18 protein-coding genes are annotated in these 19,475 nt (G+C 68.1%); 8 read left to right on the top strand and 10 right to left on the bottom strand.

The window, feature by feature from the left end:
* Nucleotides 1-41: 41 nt before the first annotated feature.
* The 5 genes from Q5696_RS03410 to Q5696_RS03390 form a co-directional block, all read right to left on the bottom strand.
* On the bottom strand, nt 42-1,187 hold the full coding sequence (locus Q5696_RS03410) for a hypothetical protein (protein WP_305093828.1): 1,146 nt from the start codon (nt 1,185-1,187) through the stop codon (nt 42-44).
* A 376-nt stretch (nt 1,188-1,563) separates the two neighbouring features.
* Nucleotides 1,564-2,718, bottom strand: coding sequence for an acetyl-CoA C-acetyltransferase (locus tag Q5696_RS03405; protein WP_305093827.1), 1,155 nt, complete (start codon nt 2,716-2,718; stop codon nt 1,564-1,566).
* Between the two features lie 22 nt (nt 2,719-2,740).
* Entirely contained in the window at nt 2,741-3,364 is a 624-nt protein-coding gene (locus Q5696_RS03400; RefSeq protein ID WP_305093826.1) for a TetR/AcrR family transcriptional regulator, read from the bottom strand.
* A gap of 128 nt (nt 3,365-3,492) precedes the next feature.
* The gene (locus Q5696_RS03395) at nt 3,493-4,302 is read right to left on the bottom strand and encodes an SDR family oxidoreductase (RefSeq protein ID WP_305093825.1); all 810 of its coding nucleotides are present in this window, start codon (nt 4,300-4,302) and stop codon (nt 3,493-3,495) included.
* A complete protein-coding gene (locus tag Q5696_RS03390) occupies nt 4,299-5,510 on the bottom strand; it encodes an acyl-CoA dehydrogenase family protein (RefSeq protein WP_305093824.1) in 1,212 nt (403 codons plus the stop codon). The genes Q5696_RS03395 and Q5696_RS03390 overlap by 4 nt, the downstream gene beginning before the upstream one ends.
* A 76-nt stretch (nt 5,511-5,586) precedes the next feature.
* On the opposite strand from Q5696_RS03390, the gene Q5696_RS03385 reads away from it, so the two are divergent.
* The 5 genes from Q5696_RS03385 to Q5696_RS03365 are packed head-to-tail and all read left to right on the top strand — an operon-like array spanning nt 5,587 to nt 11,282.
* Nucleotides 5,587-7,164: a FadD3 family acyl-CoA ligase gene (locus tag Q5696_RS03385; RefSeq protein ID WP_305095120.1), complete on the top strand. Its 1,578-nt coding sequence runs from the start codon at nt 5,587-5,589 to the stop codon at nt 7,162-7,164.
* Nucleotides 7,161-8,024 (top strand): enoyl-CoA hydratase, encoded by an 864-nt coding sequence (locus Q5696_RS03380; RefSeq protein WP_305093823.1) that lies wholly within the window; start codon nt 7,161-7,163, stop codon nt 8,022-8,024. The genes Q5696_RS03385 and Q5696_RS03380 overlap by 4 nt, the downstream gene beginning before the upstream one ends.
* Complete coding sequence (locus tag Q5696_RS03375; protein WP_305093822.1) at nt 8,024-9,163, top strand: acyl-CoA dehydrogenase family protein; 1,140 nt, start codon at nt 8,024-8,026, stop codon at nt 9,161-9,163. Before Q5696_RS03380 ends, Q5696_RS03375 begins: the two co-directional genes overlap by 1 nt.
* The gene (locus Q5696_RS03370) at nt 9,160-10,149 is read left to right on the top strand and encodes an acyl-CoA dehydrogenase family protein (RefSeq protein WP_305093821.1); all 990 of its coding nucleotides are present in this window, start codon (nt 9,160-9,162) and stop codon (nt 10,147-10,149) included. Before Q5696_RS03375 ends, Q5696_RS03370 begins: the two co-directional genes overlap by 4 nt.
* A complete protein-coding gene (locus Q5696_RS03365; protein ID WP_305093820.1) occupies nt 10,146-11,282 on the top strand; it encodes an acyl-CoA dehydrogenase family protein in 1,137 nt (378 codons plus the stop codon). The genes Q5696_RS03370 and Q5696_RS03365 overlap by 4 nt, the downstream gene beginning before the upstream one ends.
* A gap of 72 nt (nt 11,283-11,354) precedes the next feature.
* On the opposite strand, the gene Q5696_RS03360 is transcribed toward Q5696_RS03365, so the two are convergent.
* A complete protein-coding gene (locus Q5696_RS03360; protein WP_305093819.1) occupies nt 11,355-12,173 on the bottom strand; it encodes an HAD family hydrolase in 819 nt (272 codons plus the stop codon).
* Nucleotides 12,174-12,260: 87 nt separating this feature from the next.
* The gene (locus Q5696_RS03355) at nt 12,261-12,488 is read right to left on the bottom strand and encodes a hypothetical protein (protein WP_305093818.1); all 228 of its coding nucleotides are present in this window, start codon (nt 12,486-12,488) and stop codon (nt 12,261-12,263) included.
* 202 nt (nt 12,489-12,690) lie between these two features.
* Here Q5696_RS03355 and Q5696_RS03350 point away from each other — a divergent pair, with 202 nt between their 5' ends.
* Nucleotides 12,691-13,566, top strand: coding sequence for an aldo/keto reductase (locus Q5696_RS03350; protein WP_305093817.1), 876 nt, complete (start codon nt 12,691-12,693; stop codon nt 13,564-13,566).
* 64 nt (nt 13,567-13,630) lie between these two features.
* Here Q5696_RS03350 and Q5696_RS03345 read toward each other — a convergent pair whose 3' ends face one another.
* On the bottom strand, nt 13,631-14,425 hold the full coding sequence (locus Q5696_RS03345; RefSeq protein WP_305093816.1) for a mycofactocin-coupled SDR family oxidoreductase: 795 nt from the start codon (nt 14,423-14,425) through the stop codon (nt 13,631-13,633).
* 186 nt (nt 14,426-14,611) lie between these two features.
* On the bottom strand, nt 14,612-15,529 hold the full coding sequence (locus tag Q5696_RS03340; RefSeq protein ID WP_305095119.1) for an alpha/beta hydrolase: 918 nt from the start codon (nt 15,527-15,529) through the stop codon (nt 14,612-14,614).
* Between the two features lie 310 nt (nt 15,530-15,839).
* Between Q5696_RS03340 and Q5696_RS03335 the strand changes: the two genes are divergently transcribed.
* Together Q5696_RS03335 and Q5696_RS03330 are read left to right on the top strand one after the other, a co-directional pair.
* Entirely contained in the window at nt 15,840-16,571 is a 732-nt protein-coding gene (locus Q5696_RS03335; RefSeq protein ID WP_305093815.1) for an acetoacetate decarboxylase family protein, read from the top strand.
* 116 nt (nt 16,572-16,687) lie between these two features.
* The gene (locus Q5696_RS03330; protein WP_305093814.1) at nt 16,688-18,745 is read left to right on the top strand and encodes a neutral/alkaline ceramidase; all 2,058 of its coding nucleotides are present in this window, start codon (nt 16,688-16,690) and stop codon (nt 18,743-18,745) included.
* A 57-nt stretch (nt 18,746-18,802) separates the two neighbouring features.
* Here Q5696_RS03330 and Q5696_RS03325 read toward each other — a convergent pair whose 3' ends face one another.
* On the bottom strand, nt 18,803-19,258 hold the full coding sequence (locus Q5696_RS03325; protein ID WP_305093813.1) for an SRPBCC family protein: 456 nt from the start codon (nt 19,256-19,258) through the stop codon (nt 18,803-18,805).
* Between the last annotated feature and the right edge of the window lie 217 nt (nt 19,259-19,475).

Here is a 19,475-nt window from a genome sequence, read left to right as displayed (position 1 = left end):
TGCCGGTGGGGCGGGCGCCGTCCGCGCCCGCCCCACCCCGATCACGCCTGGATTCCGGCGCCGACCGCTTCGCTGATCATCCGCGTCGCGACACCGAGCGACGAATCGGTGACGAACGTCGTCAGTCCGGTGTCGATCTGCGCGAGGACAGTGTCACCACCCGGCTGCTCCGAAACGAAATCCCGTGCCCGACGGTCGATCTCGGGAGCAGACTCCACGACGTTCCGGACCGTCGACGCGGCGACGGCACCCTGTGGAGTGGCATCCCACTCCGTCAGCGTCTGCTGCGTACGCTCGGTGACGACCGGCTGATCGACGTCCGGGATCGGCAGATCCACCGGCTCCCCGAGATCGCCGGCACCGATCCAGGTTCCGATGCCGGCGCCGACGACTCCGCCGGCCACCGCGGCGGGGATGCCCAGAACTGCGGCACCGATCGCTGCACCCGTCGCAGTACCCGCCGTGGTGACGGCTCCGACACCAGGCAGGAAGATCCCCTCCGTACCCAACCCTGTCACCGCACCCACGTAGGTGCCGATCCCGCCACCAACGAGTCCACCGACCAGGGCGCCACCTGCCCCCATGACCCCGGCCCCGACCGCTCCCATACCGATCTGGGCGGCGGCGAGGCGGTTGGCGCGAGTGGTCGGGGCGCCGAGGGACCGCCAGAACGTGGAGACTTCGGCTTCGACGACGGCGGACGTGTTGTTGGTGCGGTCGAGGTCGCCGTCGGTGACCCAGTTGGGCTGCGGGGTGTGGAAGGTGCCGAGTCGCAGGGTTTCCCGCGGCGCGATGATGGGCGCGGTGGGCTCGACGTAGGTGGGCATGTGCAGTTCTTGGACCTGCAGGGGCGCCACGTAGTAGTTCTCGGGTGCGCTGTAGGTGTCGGTGTCGTAGTCGTAGTTCTCGAGCGGCTGGTACTCGATGTTCTGGTATCGGGTGGGCGGCTCGACCCAGTAGACCGGTTCCGGCTGGGCCGGGGTCACCGGGGTGGTCCCGGTTGCCGGCGGGGTCGCGGTCACCCCGCCCTGGGTGGACGGTGCGGACGTGACGCCGCCCTGTGACGGTAGTTCTTCCGGTGCGGCCGAGGCGACGCCCGATGCGGCGACGAGAACGGCCGCGGCTGCGGACGGAACGATGGCGGCGCGGGCGACTGCCGACGCGCGACTCCGGTGGTGCTTACCCATTGACGAACTCCCCCAAGAACTTCGGATGCATCGCGGCGGGTGCCACGACGCGCTGGTCGGGCCGGCCGGGCGGTCCGGCGCGGGAATTCTCGAAGAACGAAGGCGAACGGAACCGGCGCGGACCGTGTGTGACGCGTCTCTGCCCGGGCATGCGAACCCCCGGTATTCCCCCTGGGCAACGCCGCCGCTTCTGCCTGCGATGATCTTCCCCCGCCGACCCGAACCCCCGAGCCGGACATGTGCGACACAGAATATACCTGCGGTTACCGACCGGTACGACTGTCGGATACGTCACTCCGCTTCCGTCGCCCCCGACGACGTGAACGCCCTCCCACCCCGGGCGGGGTGGGAGGGCGTTCGCGCGGAACCGGTGCGGCTAGTTCTCGAGGCGCTCGATGATCGTGACGTTGGCGGTGCCGCCACCCTCGCAGATGGTGAGCAGGCCGTAACGGCCGCCGACGCGCTCGAGTTCGTTGAGCAGCGTCGCCATCAGCTTGGTGCCGGTGGCACCGAGCGGGTGACCGAGGGCGATCGCGCCGCCGTTGACGTTGACCTTGGCCGGGTCGGCGCCGATCTCCTTGATCCACGCGAGGACGACGGGGGCGAAGGCCTCGTTGATCTCGACGACGTCGATGTCGTCGATGGTCAGGCCGGTCTTGGCGAGTGCGTGCTGGGTGGCCGGGATCGGCGCGCTCAGCATGAAGATCGGGTCGTCGCCGCGGGCGCTGACGTGATGGATGCGGGCGCGGGGCTTCAGGCCGTACTTCTGGACGGCTTCCTCGGACGCGAGGAGCAGGGCGCTGGAGCCGTCGGAGATCTGGCTGGCGACGGCGGCGGTCATCTTGCCGTTCTCGACGAGCACGCCCAGGCTCGCCATCTTCTCGAGGCTGGTCTCGCGCGGGCCCTCGTCGGTGGTGACGTCACCGAAGGGGACGACCTCGTTGTCGAAGCGGCCGGCGGCGATGGCGGCCTTGGCCCGCTCGTGGCTCTGCAGGGCCCACTTCTCGAGCTCTTCGCGGCTGATGTCCCACTTGTCGGCGATCATCTCGGCGCCCAGGAACTGGGACACCTCGGTGTTGCCGTAGCGCTCCGTCCAGCCCTTCGACTCCGCGGTGGGGGTGGTGAACCCGAACTGTTCGCCGACGACCATCGCCGAGGAGATCGGGATCTGGCTCATGTTCTGGACGCCACCGGCGACAATGAGGTCGGCGGTGCCGGCGAGGATCGCCTGCGCGCCGAACTGGATGGCCTGCTGGCTCGAACCGCACTGACGGTCGACGGTCACGCCCGGAACGTGCTGCGGCATACCGGCGGCCAGCCACGACAGGCGCGCGATGTTGCCGGCCTGCCCACCGACGGCGTCGACGCAGCCGAAGATGACGTCGTCGACGTCCGCCGGGTCGATACCGGTGCGCTCGACGAGTGCGGAGATGATGTGCGCGCCCAGATCGATCGGGTGGACCGGGGCCAGGCCGCCGTTCTTCTTGCCGATCGGGGTGCGGATGGCGTCGACGATGTAAACCTCGGGCATGAGAACGCTCCTGGTGGTCGGATTACTTGCGGGAGTCGGGGCTGGCGAGCCCGTCGAGAACGATGGAAAGGTACTGCCCGGCGACGGCGGCAGCGGCCTTCGAGCCGCCGGGGCGGTACCAGCGCACGGCCACCCAGACGGTGTCGCGCATGAAACGGAAGACCAGTTCGATGTCGAGGTCCTGGCGGAAGCTGCCGTCCGCGACGCCGGTCTCGAGCACGCCGACCCACAGGTCGCGGAATTCCTGGTTGCGTTCGGCGAGGTAGGCGAACCGCTCGTTTGCGGCGAGATGCTTGGCCTCGTCCTGGTAGATCGCGACGGCGCTGTGCGAGGCGTCGATTGCCTCGAACGACGCGATCACGAGAGCTTCGAAGGTTTCGCGCGACCCCATTCCGGCGTCGACGATCTCCCGGTAGCGGCCGAACAGTTCGTCCTGGAAGCCTCGTAGGATCTCGTCGACCATCGACTCCTTGGAGTCGAAGTGGTGGTAGAGGCTGCCCGAGAGGATCCCGGCCGCGTCCGCGATGTCGCGGACGGTGGTGGCCCGCAGGCCGCGTTCGGCGAACAGGCCCGCAGCGAGTTCGAGGAGCTCGGCGCGGCGCTCGGACTTGTTCGACGACTCGTCGGCGCCTCGGGGTGGAGTCATGTCGTCCATTCTAGCAACCAAGCGATTGCTTGGGTATCGGGTTCACCCCCGGCACTCGGCCGAATGTCACCTGTGTTCGGTCCAACCGAACCCGTGCGACATTCGGCCGAGCGGGTGAAGTGGAGAACCTACGCGCGCTGGCTGGAGACCGAGACGATCTCGCCGGTCATGTAGGTGGTGTAGTCGCTCGCGAGCATCGCGATGACCGACGCGATCTCCCACACCTCGGCGGCGCGACCGTAGGCCTCACGCGAGGCCAGGCTGTCGAGCAGCTCGTCGCTGGTGACCTTCGCCAGGAACGGGTGCTTGGCGATGGACGGCGACACCGCGTTGATGCGGACGCCGAACTCGGCGGCCTCGATCGCGGAGCAGCGGGTGAGCGCCATGACGCCGGCCTTCGCAGCCGCGTAGTGCGACTGCGAGTGCTGCGCGCGCCAGCCCAGGACGGAGGCGTTGTTGACGATGACGCCGCCGTGCGGGGCGTCCTTGAAGTAGCGCAGCGCGGCGCGGGTGGCACGGAAGGTGCTCGTCAGCGTGATGTCGACGACGCGGTCCCACTGCTCGTCGGTCATGTCGACGATCGGGGTCTCGCCGCCCAGGCCGGCGTTGTTGACGAGAACGTCGATGCGGCCGAGCTTCTCGGCGGCGCCGGCGATGAGGGCGTCGACCTGCTCGGTGCTCGAGACGTCGCACACGAACGACTCGACCTGCCGGTCGCCGAACTCGGCGGACAGCTTCTCGACGGTCTCACCGAGACGACGCTCGTGGAAGTCCGAGACCAGGACGTCGGCCCCCTCGAGCAGTGCGCGACGCGCGGTGGAGAAGCCGATGCCGGTGCCGGCCGCGGCGGTCACGACGACCTTCTTGCCCTTGAGCAGGTCGTGGCCCGCGACCTCTTCGGGAGCGACGGAGAGCGGGGACTTGATGGTGGCGGTCACGGGCGTGCCTCTCGGGGAAGGCCGAGCACGCGCTCGGCGATGATGTTGCGCTGGATCTCGTTGGATCCGCCGTAGATGGTGTCGGCGCGGGTGAACAACCACAGGCGCTGCAGGTCGTTCAGCTCCTCGCCGGGCTCGGTGTTCTCGACACCGACGAGCGACGCCGCCCCCTGGACCTCCATGGCGAGTTCGCCGAGGTCGCGGTGCCAGTTGGCCCACAGCAGCTTCGCGACGGACGCCTCGCCACCGTTGGCGCTGGCGTCGACGCTCGCGAGGGTGCGCAACGCATGGGCGCGGATGACCTGCAGGCTCATCCAGGCGCGGGTGAGCTTGTTGCGGACGACGGGATTCTTTGCCGCACCGTTGCTCTCGGCGAGTTCGACGATCGACTCGAGCTCGCGGGCGAAGCCGATCTGCTGGCCCAGGGTCGAGACGCCGCGCTCGAAGGTGAGCGTGCCCATCGCGGTGCCCCAGCCGTTGCCCTCGCCGCCGACGACCAGATCCGCATCGGTGCGGGCGTTGTCGAAGAACACCTCGTTGAATTCGGAGGTGCCGGTGAGCTGGATGATCGGACGGACCTCGACACCCTCCTGGTTCATCGGAACCAACAGGTACGACAGACCCTTGTGGCGCGACGATCCCGGCTCGGTGCGGGCGACGACGAAGCACCAGTCGGCCAGGTGCGCGAGCGACGTCCACACCTTCTGGCCGTTGACGACCCACTGGCCGTCCTCGAGGCGCGCGGTGGTCGACACGTTCGCGAGGTCGGAACCGGCGCCGGGCTCGGAGTAGCCCTGGCACCACAGCTCGGTGACCGTCTTGATCCCCGGCAGGAAGCGCTTCTTCTGCTCCTCGGTGCCGAACGCGATGAGCGTCGGGCCGAGCAGCTCCTCACCGATGTGACTCACGCGCGCAGGGGCATTCGCGCGTGCGTACTCCTGATGGAAGATGATCTGCTGGCTCAGCGTCGCCTCGCGTCCGCCGTGCTCCTTCGGCCACCCGAGGCAGGTCCAACCGGCGGCGGCGAGGTGACGGTCCCATTCGAGGCGTTCCTCGAACGCCTCGTGTTCCCGCCCCGGTCCGCCCAAGCCCTTCAGCTCGGCAAACTTCCCGGTGAGATTTTCCTCGAGCCACTCACGGATTTCCCGCGCAAAGGCCTCGTCAGCAGCTGCCTGCTCGCTGGTCTCAATACCCTGGCTAACGTCCACAGCGATACGGTACCCTACCAAGCACTTGCTTTGTATAGAGGTTCTGCCTCGTTGAGGAGAGATTGTGAGCACGAATGTGACCACCGAGCCCCGGACGACCCCGGCTGCGCTGTGGCGCGCCGCTGAGCAATTCGGATCGAACGAGGCTGTAGCGGACGGATCCGACCGGACCACGTACACCGAGCTGCTGGAGCGCGTGCGCCTCGCAGCCCGGGCGTTGATGGCCAAGGGTGTCGAGGCCGGCGACCGCGTCGCGGTCTGGGCGCCCAACACCCATCACTGGATCGAGGCCTTCCTCGCCGCGCAGTACGTCGGCGCGACGTTGGTGCCGATCAGCACCCGCTACACCGGTCACGAGGCTCTCGATCTGCTCGAGCGCACCCGGGCCAAGGTCCTGGTCGTCCCGGACCGCTTCCTCAAGAACGATCGCCTCGCGGACGTCCTCAAGGCCGCCGGCCCGGACGGCATCCCGACGCTGCAGCTCGTGCTGCGCACGCCGTCGGACGATCCTGCGGCCGGCGCCCCGACCACCGAGTTCCCGGGCGGCGAGATCCTCGAGTGGGATCAGCTCGCCGCCGCGGCCGAGCCGGTTTCCGTGGAGGAGGCCGACGCTCGTGCCCGCGCCGTCTCCCCCGACGACGTCGCCGACATCCTGTTCACGTCCGGCACCACCGGCAAGAGCAAGGGCGTCATGACCGCGCACCGCCAGACCGTCGGCATCGCCGACGCGTGGGCCGACTGCGCCGAGGTCGACAGCAACGACCGCTACCTCGTCATCAACCCGTTCTTCCACACCTTCGGCTACAAGGCCGGACTCATGGTGTGCATCCTGCGCGGCGCCACGATGGTCCCGGCGGCGGTCTTCGACGTGCCCACGATCATGGCGACCATCGCGAACGAGAAGATCAGCGTGCTGCCGGGCGCCCCGACGATCCACCAGACGATCCTCGACTTCCCGACCCGCGACGACTACGACCTGTCGAGCCTGCGCGTCGCGATCACCGGTGCCGCAGCGGTGCCCGTCGTCCTCGTCGAGCGCATGCAGGCCGAACTCGGCTACGACGCCGTCATCACCGCCTACGGCCAGACCGAGGCGGTCGTGGTGACGATGTGCCGTACCGACGACGACCCGGTCACGGTGGCGACGTCGTCGGGCCGCGCGATCCCCGGCATGGAAGTCAAGATCGGTGAGCACGGGGAGATCCTGGTGCGCGGCGAGAACGTCATGCTCGGCTACCTCGACGACCCCGAGTCGACGAAGAAGACGATCGACGCCGACGGCTGGCTGCACACCGGCGACGTGGGCGTGCTCGACGAGCGCGGCTACCTCGACATCACCGACCGCCTCAAGGACATGTACATCTCCGGCGGCTTCAACGTGTACCCCGCGGAGATCGAGAACGCGCTCGCCCGAATGGATTCCCTCGCCGAGGCCGCCGTCATCGGCATCCCGGACGAGCGGATGGGCGAGGTCGGCCGTGCCTACGTCGTGCCGAAGGCCGGCGTCACCGTCACCGCGGAAGAGGTCATCGCGTTCTGCAAGGAGCGCCTGGCGAACTTCAAGATCCCGCGTGAGGTGGCGATCGTCGGCGCGCTGCCCCGCAATCCGTCGGGCAAGGTGCTCAAGAACGATCTGCGGGAGGGCAGGGCATGACCGTCCCCGTCGATCTTCCCGACGAGGGTGAGGTCGTCACCTACGAGGTCCGCGATCACGTCGCGTTCGTGACGCTGAATCGTCCCGATTACCGCAACGCGCAGAACTCGGTGATGACGTACGCCCTCGACGCCGCGTTCGAGCGGGCCGTCGAGGACGACGACGTCAAGGTGATCGTGCTGGCCGGAAACGGCGAGCACTTCAGCGCGGGCCACGACATCGGCACGCCCGGCCGCGACCATCACGTGCACTACGAGAACAAGGCCGCCCTGTGGTGGGACCATCTCGGCAAGGACGCCGGCGAGCAACGGTTCTCGCGGGAGACCGAGGTGTATCTGGGAATGTGCCGCCGCTGGCGGGAGATCCCGAAGCCGATGATCGCCCAGGTGCACGGCGCGTGCATCGCCGGTGGCCTGATGCTCGCCTGGTGCTGCGACCTGATCGTGGCATCGGACGACGCCTTCTTCGCCGATCCCGTTGTCCGGATGGGCATTCCGGGTGTCGAGTACTTCGCGCACCCGTGGGTGCTGGGGTCGCGGTTCGCGAAGGAGGTCCTGTTCACCGGTGACCGCTTCCCGGCGCAGCGCGCGTACGAGGTCGGCATGGTCAACCGGGTCGTCCCGCGCGACGATCTCGCGTCGGAGACGATCGCGCTGGCCGCGCGGATCGCGGAGATGCCGCGGTTCGGGCTGGCACTCACCAAGAAGGCCGTCAACCAGTGCGAGGACCTCATGGGTCAGCGCGCCGGTATGGACTCGGTGTTCGGCCTGCACCACTTTGCCCACGCCCACAATGCCGAGATCGGTCGGGACTCCCTGGGTGGAATGGACGTCAACAGTATGAAAGCGAAGGCGAAATAGTGGATCTCGAACTGGATGAAAAGGCCCGCGCCTTCCAACTGGAAGTGCGCGAATGGCTCGCGGCCAACGTCCCGGCGGAGCCGCTGCCGTCGATGGACACCGCGGAGGGCTTCGAGGCCCACCGTGCGTGGGAGCACAAGCTCGCCGACGCCCGCCTGTCCACCGTCGCATGGCCCGCGGAGTACGGCGGACGCGACGCGTCGATGATCGAGTGGATCATCTTCGAAGAGGAGTACTACAAGGCCGGTGCTCCCGGCCGTGTCAGTCAGAACGGCATCTTCCTGTTCGCGCCGACGCTGTTCGAGCACGGCACCGAGGAGCAGCTCGCGCGCATCATGCCGCGCATGTCCCGCGCCGACGACATCTGGGCGCAGGCGTGGTCCGAGCCGGAGGCCGGTTCCGACCTGGCGGGTATCCGGTCGACGGCGCGTCGCACCGACGGCGGCTGGATCCTCAACGGGCAGAAGACGTGGAGCTCGCGTGCCGTGTACGCGGACTGGGGCTTCGGCATGTTCCGTACCGACCCGGAGGCGCAGCGCCACAAGGGTCTGACGTACTTCATGTTCCCGCTGAACCAGGACGGTGTCACCGTCCGGGCGATCCCGCAGCTCGACGGCGAGCCGGGCTTTGCGGAGATCTTCTTCGAGGACGTGTTCGTGCCGGACACCGACGTGGTCGGCGAGGTGAACAACGGCTGGCGGGTCGCGATGAGTACCGCGTCCAACGAGCGTGGCCTGTCGCTGCGCAGCCCGGGCCGGTTCATGTCCGCGGTCGACCGCCTGATCGAGGTGTGGAAGGCGAACTCCGACGCCACCGACACGGCCGCGCGGGACCGTGTCGTCGACGCGTGGATCGGCGCCGAGGCGTACCGCCTGCACACGTGGGGCACCGTGACCCGCATGCTCGAGGGTGTGCCGCTCGGTGTCGAGGGCTCGATCAACAAGATCTTCTGGTCGGAACTCGACGTCCGCATCCACGAGACCGCTCTCGACCTGCTGGGCGCCGACGGCGAGCTCGCCGGCAAGTGGCAGGACGGGTACCTGTTCTCGCTGTCCGGCCCGATCTACGCCGGCACCAACGAAATTCAGCGCAACATCGTTGCCGAGCGGCTGCTCGGACTCCCGAAGGCGGATCGATGAAATTTTCTCTCACCACCGAGCAGCGCGACTTCGCGGACAGCCTCCGCGGCCTGCTCGCAGGCGCCAACACCCCCGCCGTCGTCCGTGCGTGGGGTGAGAACGACACCACTGCCGGCCGTGAGCTGCTGACCCAGCTCGCCGAGACCGGTGTGACCGCGCTCGCGGTGCCCGAGGAATACGACGGTATCGGGGCGCATCCGGCCGATCTCGCGGTCGCGTTCATCGAGCTGGGTCGCGCCGCGGTGCCCGGCCCGCTCGTCGAGACGGCAGCCGCCGTTCCCGCGCTGCTGTCGGCCCTGACCGACCAGGCCCCGGCCAAGCGGTTCCTGCCGGGTATCGCCGAGGGCAGTGCGCTCGCGTCGCTGGTGCTCGAGCCGTCCACCCCGCGGGCTCTCGACGCTGATCTCGCCGACGCCGTTCTGAAGGTCTCCGGGGACACCCTCGAGCTGGTGCGCCCGACGACGCAGCTCGAGTCCGTCGATCCGGCCCGCCGCCTGTTCGAGGTCGAGTCGGTCGAGACCCTCGCACAGGGCGCGGATGTCGCCGCGGCCGCCGAGAAGGCCTACGACCTCGCGGTTCTGGCCGCGTCCGCGCAGCTGATCGGTGCCGGTCACGCGATGATCGACACCGCCACCGAGTACGCGAAGAACCGTTCGCAGTTCGGTCGCGTCATCGGCAGCTTCCAGGCCGTCAAGCATCACCTGTCCGACGCGAAGGTGGCCGTCGAGATGGCGACCCCGCTCGTGTACGGCGCGGCGATCTCCATCGCCGAAGGCAGCACCACGGTCGCCCGAGACGTGTCGGCCGCCAAGGTGGCCGCCGCGAACGCCGCCTACGTGGCGTCCCGCAAGGCGCTGCAGGTCCACGGCGCGATCGGTTACACCCTCGAGTGCGACCTGTCGCTGTGGCTGACCAAGACGCGGGCACTGCAGTCCGCGTGGGGCACCGCTTCTGCACACCGCGCACGGATTGCGAGTGCGCTGTGAGTGGGGTCGGTGTGTTCTCGGAGGAGCAGATCGAGCTCCGCAAGACCGTTGCCCAGTTGCTCGCCAAGCGGGCCGACGCGGCTGCGCTGCGCAAGACCCTCGAATCGGGTGAGCCGTTCGATCGTGGCCTGTGGGACGTGCTGTGCCAGCAGGTCGGTGTCGCGGCTCTCGCGATCCCCGAGGAGTTCGGTGGCTTCGGCGCGACCGTCGTCGAGCAGCATCTGGTGCTCGAGGAGCTCGGTGCCGCGCTGACGCCGTCACCGATGTTCGGTTCGGCCGTCCTGGCCGCGCAGACGATCCTGGCGACCGGCAACACGGAGGCGTGCGAGCGCCTGCTGCCCGGCATCGCCGAGGGCTCGTCCGTCGCCGCACTGTGCTGGGTGGGCCCCGAAGGGCATTGGCGCAGTGACGATGTCGCGTGCACGGCCGCCGGCAGCGATGCCGACGGCTACACCGTCTCCGGGACCGCGCACTATGTGCTCGACGGCGCGCACGCCGACGTGCTCATCGTGGCTGCAGTCGTGGAAGGCACAGACGGCGCGATCGCACTGTTCGAGGTCGACCCGTCCGCCGACGGCGTCGCCCGCCGCCAGCTGCCGACGATGGACCTGACCCGTCCGATGTCGTTGGTGGAGTTCGCGTCCGCTCCCGCGGTCCGGCTCACCGCCGACGACGCGTCCGCCGCGCTCGAGCGGGTGCGGCAGATCGCGATCGTCGCGCTGACGGCCGAGCAGGTCGGCGCCGCGGCACGCTGCCTGCAGATGACCGTGGACTACAGCAAGGACCGCGTCCAGTTCGGTCGCGCGATCGGCAGCTTCCAGGCCCTCAAGCACCGCATGGCCGATCTGTACTTCCTCGTGGAGACGGCCCGGTCGGCGTCGTACGCGGCCGTGCACTCGCTGGCCGAGGGCCTGCCGACGGCTGCCGCCGACGCCGCCGTCGCGAAGGCGTACTGCTCGGAGGCGTTCCTCGCGATCACCGGCGATTCCATCCAGCTGCACGGCGGCATCGCCATCACGTGGGAGCACGACGCGCACCTGTTCTTCAAGCGCGCCCACGGCAGCGCGCAGCTCCTCGGCCAGCCCGAAGAGTTCCTCGCAGAGATGGAGACGCTCGCGGGCCTGTCCGCCTGATTCCCTCCCCTGCACACGCCGAGGGCCGGTCCGGAAGATTCCGGGCCGGCCCTCGGCGTATCTCGTTGCAGTTCACTCCTTGTCGCACAACTCCTCGAGATACTGCGCGACACCGTCCTCGTCGTTCGACGGCAACACCCGGTCGGCCAGCGCCAGCACCTCGGGCAGCGCGTTCGCCGGGGCCAGTGCGGTGCCCGCCCAGGCCAGCATCGGGACGTCGTTCATCGCATCACCGACGACGGCGACCTCGTGCGCCGCAATACCTCTCGCCGCACACAGCCGTGCGAGCGCGCTGGCCTTCGACACCCCGGTCGCCGCCATCTCCACGTACGGCGCACCCGAGTGCGTCAGCTCGACACCGTCGACGCCGGCTTCGACCGCCAGCCGGTACAGCTCGCGGCTGGGGACCTCCGGGTGCCGCGCGACGATCTTGACCATCGGCTCCCCCGTCCGTGGCAGTTCTTCCTCGAGAATCATCTCGTCCAGGGTCCGGTGATGGTCGGCGTAGTCGCACAGCGCCGCATACTCCGGTTCGGCGACGAACGTCGTGGGACCGACGTTCGCGAACACCACACCCGGCACGAGCGTGCGGACCTGTTCCATCGCGGCGAGAGCCTCGGCGACCTCGATCGAAACGGTGCCGGTGATCTCCGGGGTGCCGTCGGCGAGATCGAGGGTGACAGCCCCGTTGGCGCAGATCACCTCGCCGCGGAACCCGCAGGACCGGGCGAGCGCGTCGACCGAATGCCGGGCGCGCGCGGTCGCCCACACCACCTCGACACCGGCGTCCCGCGCCGCTGCCATCGCCTTCGCAGTACGCGGCGACACCGTCCGGTCGGACCGCAGCAGGGTCCCGTCGAGGTCGGAGGCCACCAGTTCGATTCGCGTCACCCGTCGATGATCCCAGACGCGGAATCCGGCCCGACCTCGGTCGACGGCCGAACACGGTGCCACCGTTGAGGTGGATCACCTGAGCGTTCACCAGGCTGCCGGCCTCGCTGCACAGCCACAGGATCGCCGCACCGACATCGGCACACCGGTACCGAGCCGGCCGATCGGAATCCCCCGAATCATCTTCTGCACAGCGGAATCGTCGGGGACGCCGGCGATGGGGACGAGGATGCCGACGTCGCCCACCAGGTCCGTCACTCGGGCGAGCGCGTCCGTGGTGCCGTCACTGCCCGTGACGTCGAACGGGTACGCCACCGCCCCTCCTCCGTCCGCTCCGACAGTGCTCCCCGGTGGCAGTCCGGAAAGCTCACGCGGTTTCCGTTTCTCACCGAACGGGATTCATGGTGCCCGAACGAATTCCGTGGAATCGTCCCGATCGGACGAACCGCCGTGTGGCACTCCACGAAGAGCGCCCGGTCGCACTGCAGCGCGGCCGGAAGGCTCCTAGCCTGGACCCATGACCACCCCAGAGATCGCCCTGAATTCCGGAACAGTCGTCCCGCAGCTCGGCCTGGGCGTATGGCAGGCCACCGACGACGAGACCGAGCGTGCCGTGCGCTTCGCGTTGGACGAGGCCGGCTACCGGCACGTCGACACCGCCGCCGCGTACGGCAACGAGGAGGGCGTCGGCCGCGGCGTCGCGACCTCGTCGGTGCCCCGCGAGGACATCTTCGTCACCACCAAGCTGTGGAACTCCGACCAGGGGTACGAGCCAGCGCTCGCGGCGTTCGACGCGAGTCTGTCCCGGCTCGGCCTCGACTACGTCGACCTGTACCTGATCCACTGGCCGCTCCAGGATCGGGACACCCGCCTGCGCACATGGGACGCACTCGAGACGATCGCCGAATCCGGGCGGGCCAAGGCGATCGGAGTCTGTAACTTCGAACCCCACCACCTGCAGGAACTCGTCGACCGGGGCGGTCTGCTCCCGGCCGTGGACCAGGTGGAACTGCATCCTCGTCTCCCGCAGCACGCGATCCGCGACTTCGCCGCCCTGCACGGCATCGCGGTCGAGTCGTGGAGCCCACTCGGCGGCACCGCCAATTCCGGCTGGGGCGACGCGTCCAAGCCCAACACCCTGCTCGACGACCCTGTCGTCGCCCGGGTCGGCGCACGGCACGGCAAGTCGGCCGCCCAGGTCCTCATCCGCTGGCACCTGCAGAACGGGCTGATCGTCATCCCGAAGTCGGTGCACACCGACCGGATCGCGCAGAACATCGACGTGTTCGACTTCCAGCTCACCGATCAGGACCTCGCCGACATCGCAACCCTCGACGACGGTACCCGGGTCGGGTTCCATCCGGACCGGATGAACATGGGTGCACCGGCGTAGACGCGATTCGCCGGAATCCCGCGACCCACCGCTCGCGGGTCCGTACGCGTCTGCGCGAGTCGTGTCACCGGATGGTCGAACCGGCGTCGACCGGCAGGGAGATCCCGGTGACATATCGAGCGTCGGTCGAGGTGAGATACATCAATGCACCGGTGACGTCGGAGACATCGATCCGTTCGACCGGCAACGAGTTGACGAAGATGGGCGCGAGATCGGGTCGCTGCTCCAGCAGTCCCGGTAGAACCTGCGAATGACCTTGTGGCGTATCGACTCCCGTAGGATTGATCATGTTCACACGGATGTTCCGGTCGGAGAGTTCGAGAGCCAACGATCTACACAGCCCCGTGAGTGCGTGCTTGGAGGCAACGTACGGCAGGTAGAAGGGGAGCCCGATCGTGCTCGCCGTCGAACCGGTGATCACGATGCTTCCGCCACCGGCAGCTTCCAGGTGCGGGATGGAGACTGCACAGGTGTTCCACACTCCGGTGAGGTTGACGTCGAGGGTCGCCTGCCAGAGTTCCTCGGTGACCTCCTCGTGGGGTTGGACGGTACAAATCGACGCATTGGCGACGACGACGTCCAACCGCCCCAGCTTCTCGACGCCTTCGGAGACGGCTCGCTGCAATCCACCTCGGTCGCGGACATCGGCCTCCGCGATGTGGACGCGGCGCCCGGCCGCTTCGACCATGCGCGCCGTCTCCGCAAGTCCCTCGCTCGTCCCCATCGGGTAGGGGACGAGATCCTCTTGCCGGCAGATATCGATCGCAATGACGTCGGCACCTTCGGTCGCCATGGCTACCGCGTGATTACGCCCCTGGCTTTGTGCCGCTCCGGTAACGAGCACGACTTTTCCCTGCATTCTCACATCTACCTCACGATCCAGAATCTCGGATGTTCCACGGAGTGAGCACCCACGTTTCGAGTGGTTCCCGGCACGACCGGGTGAAAGACAGTGTGTTGCAGGTCTACCCGAGTGCCGCCCACGACCGGAACAAGGCGAGACCGAAGACCGTGGCTGCCCTACCCGGACAGCCACGGTCGGCATTCAGCGTGCCGCGGATTCGCTCGGCTTCAGCACGCGTCGAATCAGCTGCCACAGCTCGAGACGGGCCGGCCCCGTGAGCGACAGTTTGGGGAAGGTGAGGAACCCGTGGAACAGGCCGTCGAAGCGGTGCGCGATCACGGGGACGCCGTCGTCCGCGAGACGCTCGGCATACTGGTCCCCTGCCGTGCAGGGCGGGTCCAGCTCGGCTGTGACGACGAGTGCCGGCGGGAGCCCCGCGAGCGATGCAGCTCGGGTGGGGACGACGAACTCGCTCGTCCGGTCACCGGGCGCGTACTGCTCCCAATACCAGCGCATCGCCTTCGTGGTGTTGTAGTAACCCACGCCGTACTGCTGGTACGACTCGGTCGTGAAGTCGTCGTCGATGACCGGGTAAAGGAGGATCTGGGCAGCGATGCGCGGAACACCTCGCTCCCGAGCTGCCAGCGACACCGTCGCCGCGAGATTCCCGCCGGCGCTGTCTCCGGCGACCGCGATACGACCCGGATCCCCTCCGTACTCACCGACATTCTCTGCGGTCCACAGCAGCGCTGCGTAGACATCCTCCATCGCGGCGGGCGCCTGGTGTTCCGGTGCAAGCCGGTAGTCGACCGAGACGACCACCGAATCCACTGCGTCCGCCATCGAGCGGCAGAACTCGTCGTGGGAATCCAGGCCGCAGAAGACGAATCCCCCACCGTGAGCGAACACGATCACCGGTAGCGGGTCGTTCGTCTCGGCGTGGGGGACATAGATGCGCAGTGGCAGATCTCCACCCGGACCGTCGATGAGGACGTCGCGCGCGACCCGCATGTCGGGTGTGCGGGTCAGTGGCGCTCGACGAGAGGCGATGATCTCGCGGAGTTCCTGAGGCGAGTACTGCGTGACGTCCGGGAAACTGGACTCGAGAACGTCCAGCATTGCTTCCACATCAGGATGCAAATCGGATCGGCGAACCTCTCCCACGTGACTTTTCCTCTCTTGCGTTCGGTATTTCGAATCCGGAGAGCAAACAGGCCGCAGTCCCGGAGGGAGCGGGCGCATCGCTCGGGTCCGATCACCCCAGGTTCACAGCACCTGCTCACGGCTACAAGACCGGTGTCCCGGCGAACGGGAAGGTTCGATCCACGGCGCTCGTCCGAAAGTCTCGAGAATCACCCGAACCCTCCCGGACAACGGAACCGGCTCCTACTATCGGCGGGGTATCCGGCGCACGAGGAGCGGTGTCACAGTGAGTTCCCATCAGGTGCTCGGCAAGCAGGTCGACATGCCGGTCGAGATCCGGGCAGCGTCGGCGTTCATGGCGATGTACTCCGTCCCGACGAAGGCTGCCCAGAGACTGATCGACTACACGGGCCTCGAGATCCTGCAGTACCGGCCCGGACGCGGACTGTGCGGACTCGTCTTCGTCGACTACGTCGACGGCGATCTCGGGCCGTACAACGAATTCGGCGTCACGTTCATGGTGCGCGACCACCGCCGGCGTGGACGGTCGTCGGTGCTCGGCGATCTTCGATCGCTGGCCGGCGGCAACGCGGGGGCGCTGATCCATCGACTCCCGGTCGACGGCGAGTTCACGCTCGCTGCCGGACGCGGCATCTGGGGCTTCCCGAAGATCCTGGCCGACTTCGAGGCCGACCACAGCGGTCCGATCCGACGCGGCGCGGTCGGCCAGGACGGTCGACTCGTCGCGGAACTGCTCGTGAAGCAGGGCATCCGCACCCCCGGCGGCGGCGCCCACGCCTCGGTGGAGGCGTACTCGCACCTCGACGGCGTCACCCGTCATACGGCGTGGGACATGAATCCGACCGGGGTCCGCACCCGGATCGGTGGTGCCCGGCTGCGACTCGGCAGCCATCCGATCGCCGACGAGCTGCGCTCGCTCGGTCTGCCTCGTCGGGCCCTGATGACGACCACGATCCCCGATCTGCGGATGACGTTCGGCGACGCGGTCGCCGTCTGATCCACTCCGGGAATGTTCGGCGTGGTTCCTCTTGCGAATCGAGACCAACTGGTGTGTGCTGAAGACTTGGACATTTGATCAACTTCGATTCTCCACCTCGCGCAAAGGATTACGTCTTGACGATCAGTCGACGCAGTGTGCTGGCCGGAGTCGCGGCCGCACCGGCGCTCGCAGCCATGACCAGCGCAACCGCTTCCGCCCGACCGCACGCCGCCACCGGCCCCGCCCGGCGGGACACGCCCGACCGGGGCTTCCGGGTCGGTGTCGGCCTGTCGGACGTGACCGGGCCGGTCGCCGAGAACGGCATGATGGGCTACTCGCAGTTCGACCAGCGGGCCGAGGGCCTGCATCAGCGGACCCGCGTGCGCGCCTACGTCTTCGCCGACGCCGACGACAACCGGGTCGTGTACACCTGCGCCGACACGTGCATGGTCTTCCAGGCCGTGCACGACGCCGTCCTGGCCCGTCTCGCCGAGAAGTTCGGCGACCGGTACACCGAGAAGAACGTCATGCTCACCGCCGTGCACTCGCATGCCGCGTGCGGTGGTGCCTCGCAGGACTATGCGTACAGTCTGGCGACGCTGGGCTTCCAACCGCAGGTGTTCGACGCCGAGGTCGACGGCACGGTCGAGGCGATCGTCGCCGCGCACGACAATCTGGCGTCCGGCACCGTCGCGTACGGGCGCAGCGAACTGACCGACGCCAGCGTGAACCGGTCGCGGGCGGCCTTCGACCGGAACCCGCAGCGCGACAAGGACTACTACCCGCTCGGTATCGACACCGCGATGCGGGTGCTCCGGATCGGCCAGGGCGGCGACAACGTCGGCGGCATCGGCTGGTTTCCCACCCACGGTGCATCGCTCACCAACGAGAACCACCTGATCTCGGGCGACAACAAGGGTGCCGCCGCCTACTTCTGGGAGCACGACGTCGCCGGGGTACGCTACCTCGACGGCGCGCCCGGGTTCGTGGCGTGCTTCCCGCAGACCAACACCGGGGACATGTCGCCGAACCTCGATCTGAAGCCCGGGCAGGGCCCGACCGGCGACGAGTTCGAGAATGCCCGCATCATCGGCGAGCGGCAGGTCGCGGCGGCACGGGAGGCGTTCGAGCAGGCCACCGCGATGTCCGCACCCGTCGTGGACAGCCGAATCATGTACCTGGACATGGCGAACCAGGTCGTGGACGGCAAGTACACGTCCGACGGGCAGACCCGCCGTACCGCGCCGGCGTGCATCGGTGCCGCGATGGCGGCGGGCAGCACCGAGGACGGGCCCGCGATCGAGATCTTCACCGAGGGCACCCGCAACCCGCTCATCGACGCGCTCGGCGGCATCGACGCGGAGACCCCGCAGTGGCTCGCGGACGCGCAGGCACCCAAACTGGTACTCGTTCCGGTCGGCCTGCTGCCCCCGGACGGCTGGGTGCCGCACGTGCTCAAGATCCAGATCATCCGCATCGGTGACGTCTACGTCGTGGGCGGGCCGGCCGAGTTCACGATCGTCTCCGGTCTGCGGATCCGGCGCACCGTCGCCGAGGAACTCGGCGTCCCGCTCGAGAACGTCGTCTTCAACGGCTACGCCAACGCGTACTCCAGCTACTGCACCACCCCCGAGGAGTACGACGCCCAGCAGTACGAGGGCGGCTCGACCCTGTTCGGCCGCAACACTCTTCCCGCCTACCAGCAGGGCTTCGCGGCCCTGGCGGCCGCGATGAAAGCCGGCACCGATGTCCCCCGCGGGCCCGCACCCCGGGACCTGTCCGGCTTCCAGCCCGGCTTCGGGCGCGACGTCCCGTTCGACACACCGCTTCCCGGGCGGGACTTCGGTGACGTCCTGGTCCAGCCGGCCGGAACCGTCGGCACCGGCGAGCAGGTGGCCGTCGAGTTCGTCACCGGACACCCCAAGAACGACCTGCGCCGCGGCGGAACGTATTTCGAGGTGCAGCGCCGCGACGGCAACCGGTGGATCCGGCACGCCGACGACGGCGACTGGGCCACCAGGTACCACTGGCGGCGCGACGGCCTCAACGCGTCGATCACCCGCATCACGTGGGACGTTCCCGCCGGTACCCCGGCGGGCACCTACCGCATCCAGCACTTCGGGAACTGGAAGAACCCCGAGGGTGCGGTCTTCGCGCTCACCGGAACCTCCGCCGACTTCACCGTCCGCTAGCGCCCCGGTATCAGCTGAAGGGTTCCTTGGTGCGCAGCAAGCGCACCAAGGAACCCTTCAGCTGCCGCTGGACTCCAGAATTTCCTTGGCATTCTCCAGGTTTCCGCGCACGTCACGGGCGTACAACTTCTGCGCGATGGCATCGGCGAACTTGAAGAGGCCCGACCCCTCCTCCCCGTCCTGCCGGAACGTCACCTTGGTGGCACCGTCGCCGTCGCTCTCGAAGTCCAGTTCACGCGTGTACCCGATCTTCGATTCCCGCGACTCGAAGCCGATCCGCTTGTTCTTCTCGTACGCGGTGATCTCCTCGGTTGCGTGAACCTTCGCGCCGGCCACCCGTGCCTCGAGCGATGCCACCGAACCGACCTCGTCGGGCGCACCGGACAGCATCTTGTACTCGGTGACATTCGTGCCCCATTCCAGGGCATGATCGGGATCGGTGAAGTACTCGAACACTTCGGGAAGCGGACGATTGATGACGACGGATTCGTCCGTCCGCAGCGTCTTGGCCATGAATCTCACATCCTCGACTCGCGACAGCGGTCGACGCGGCACGCAGGAGGTTGGCGCACTCGCGCCGATTGACTGCTCGTACAGCCGCTTTCACGATCAACAGGGCGGCACCTGCACGAGCATTACTTCCGATCCTAGCCCCGCCGACTGCAGTTTTGAAGGACTCGGACAGACGAAAGGTCCCTTCGTTCACACGAAGGGACCCTTCAGCCTTCCC

The sequence above is a fragment of the Prescottella sp. R16 genome, assembly GCF_030656875.1.
In the GTDB taxonomy this organism is placed as follows: domain Bacteria; phylum Actinomycetota; class Actinomycetes; order Mycobacteriales; family Mycobacteriaceae; genus Prescottella.
The sequence above is the reverse complement of the archived record's forward strand: the minus strand, read 5'-3'. Positions and strand labels throughout refer to the sequence as shown.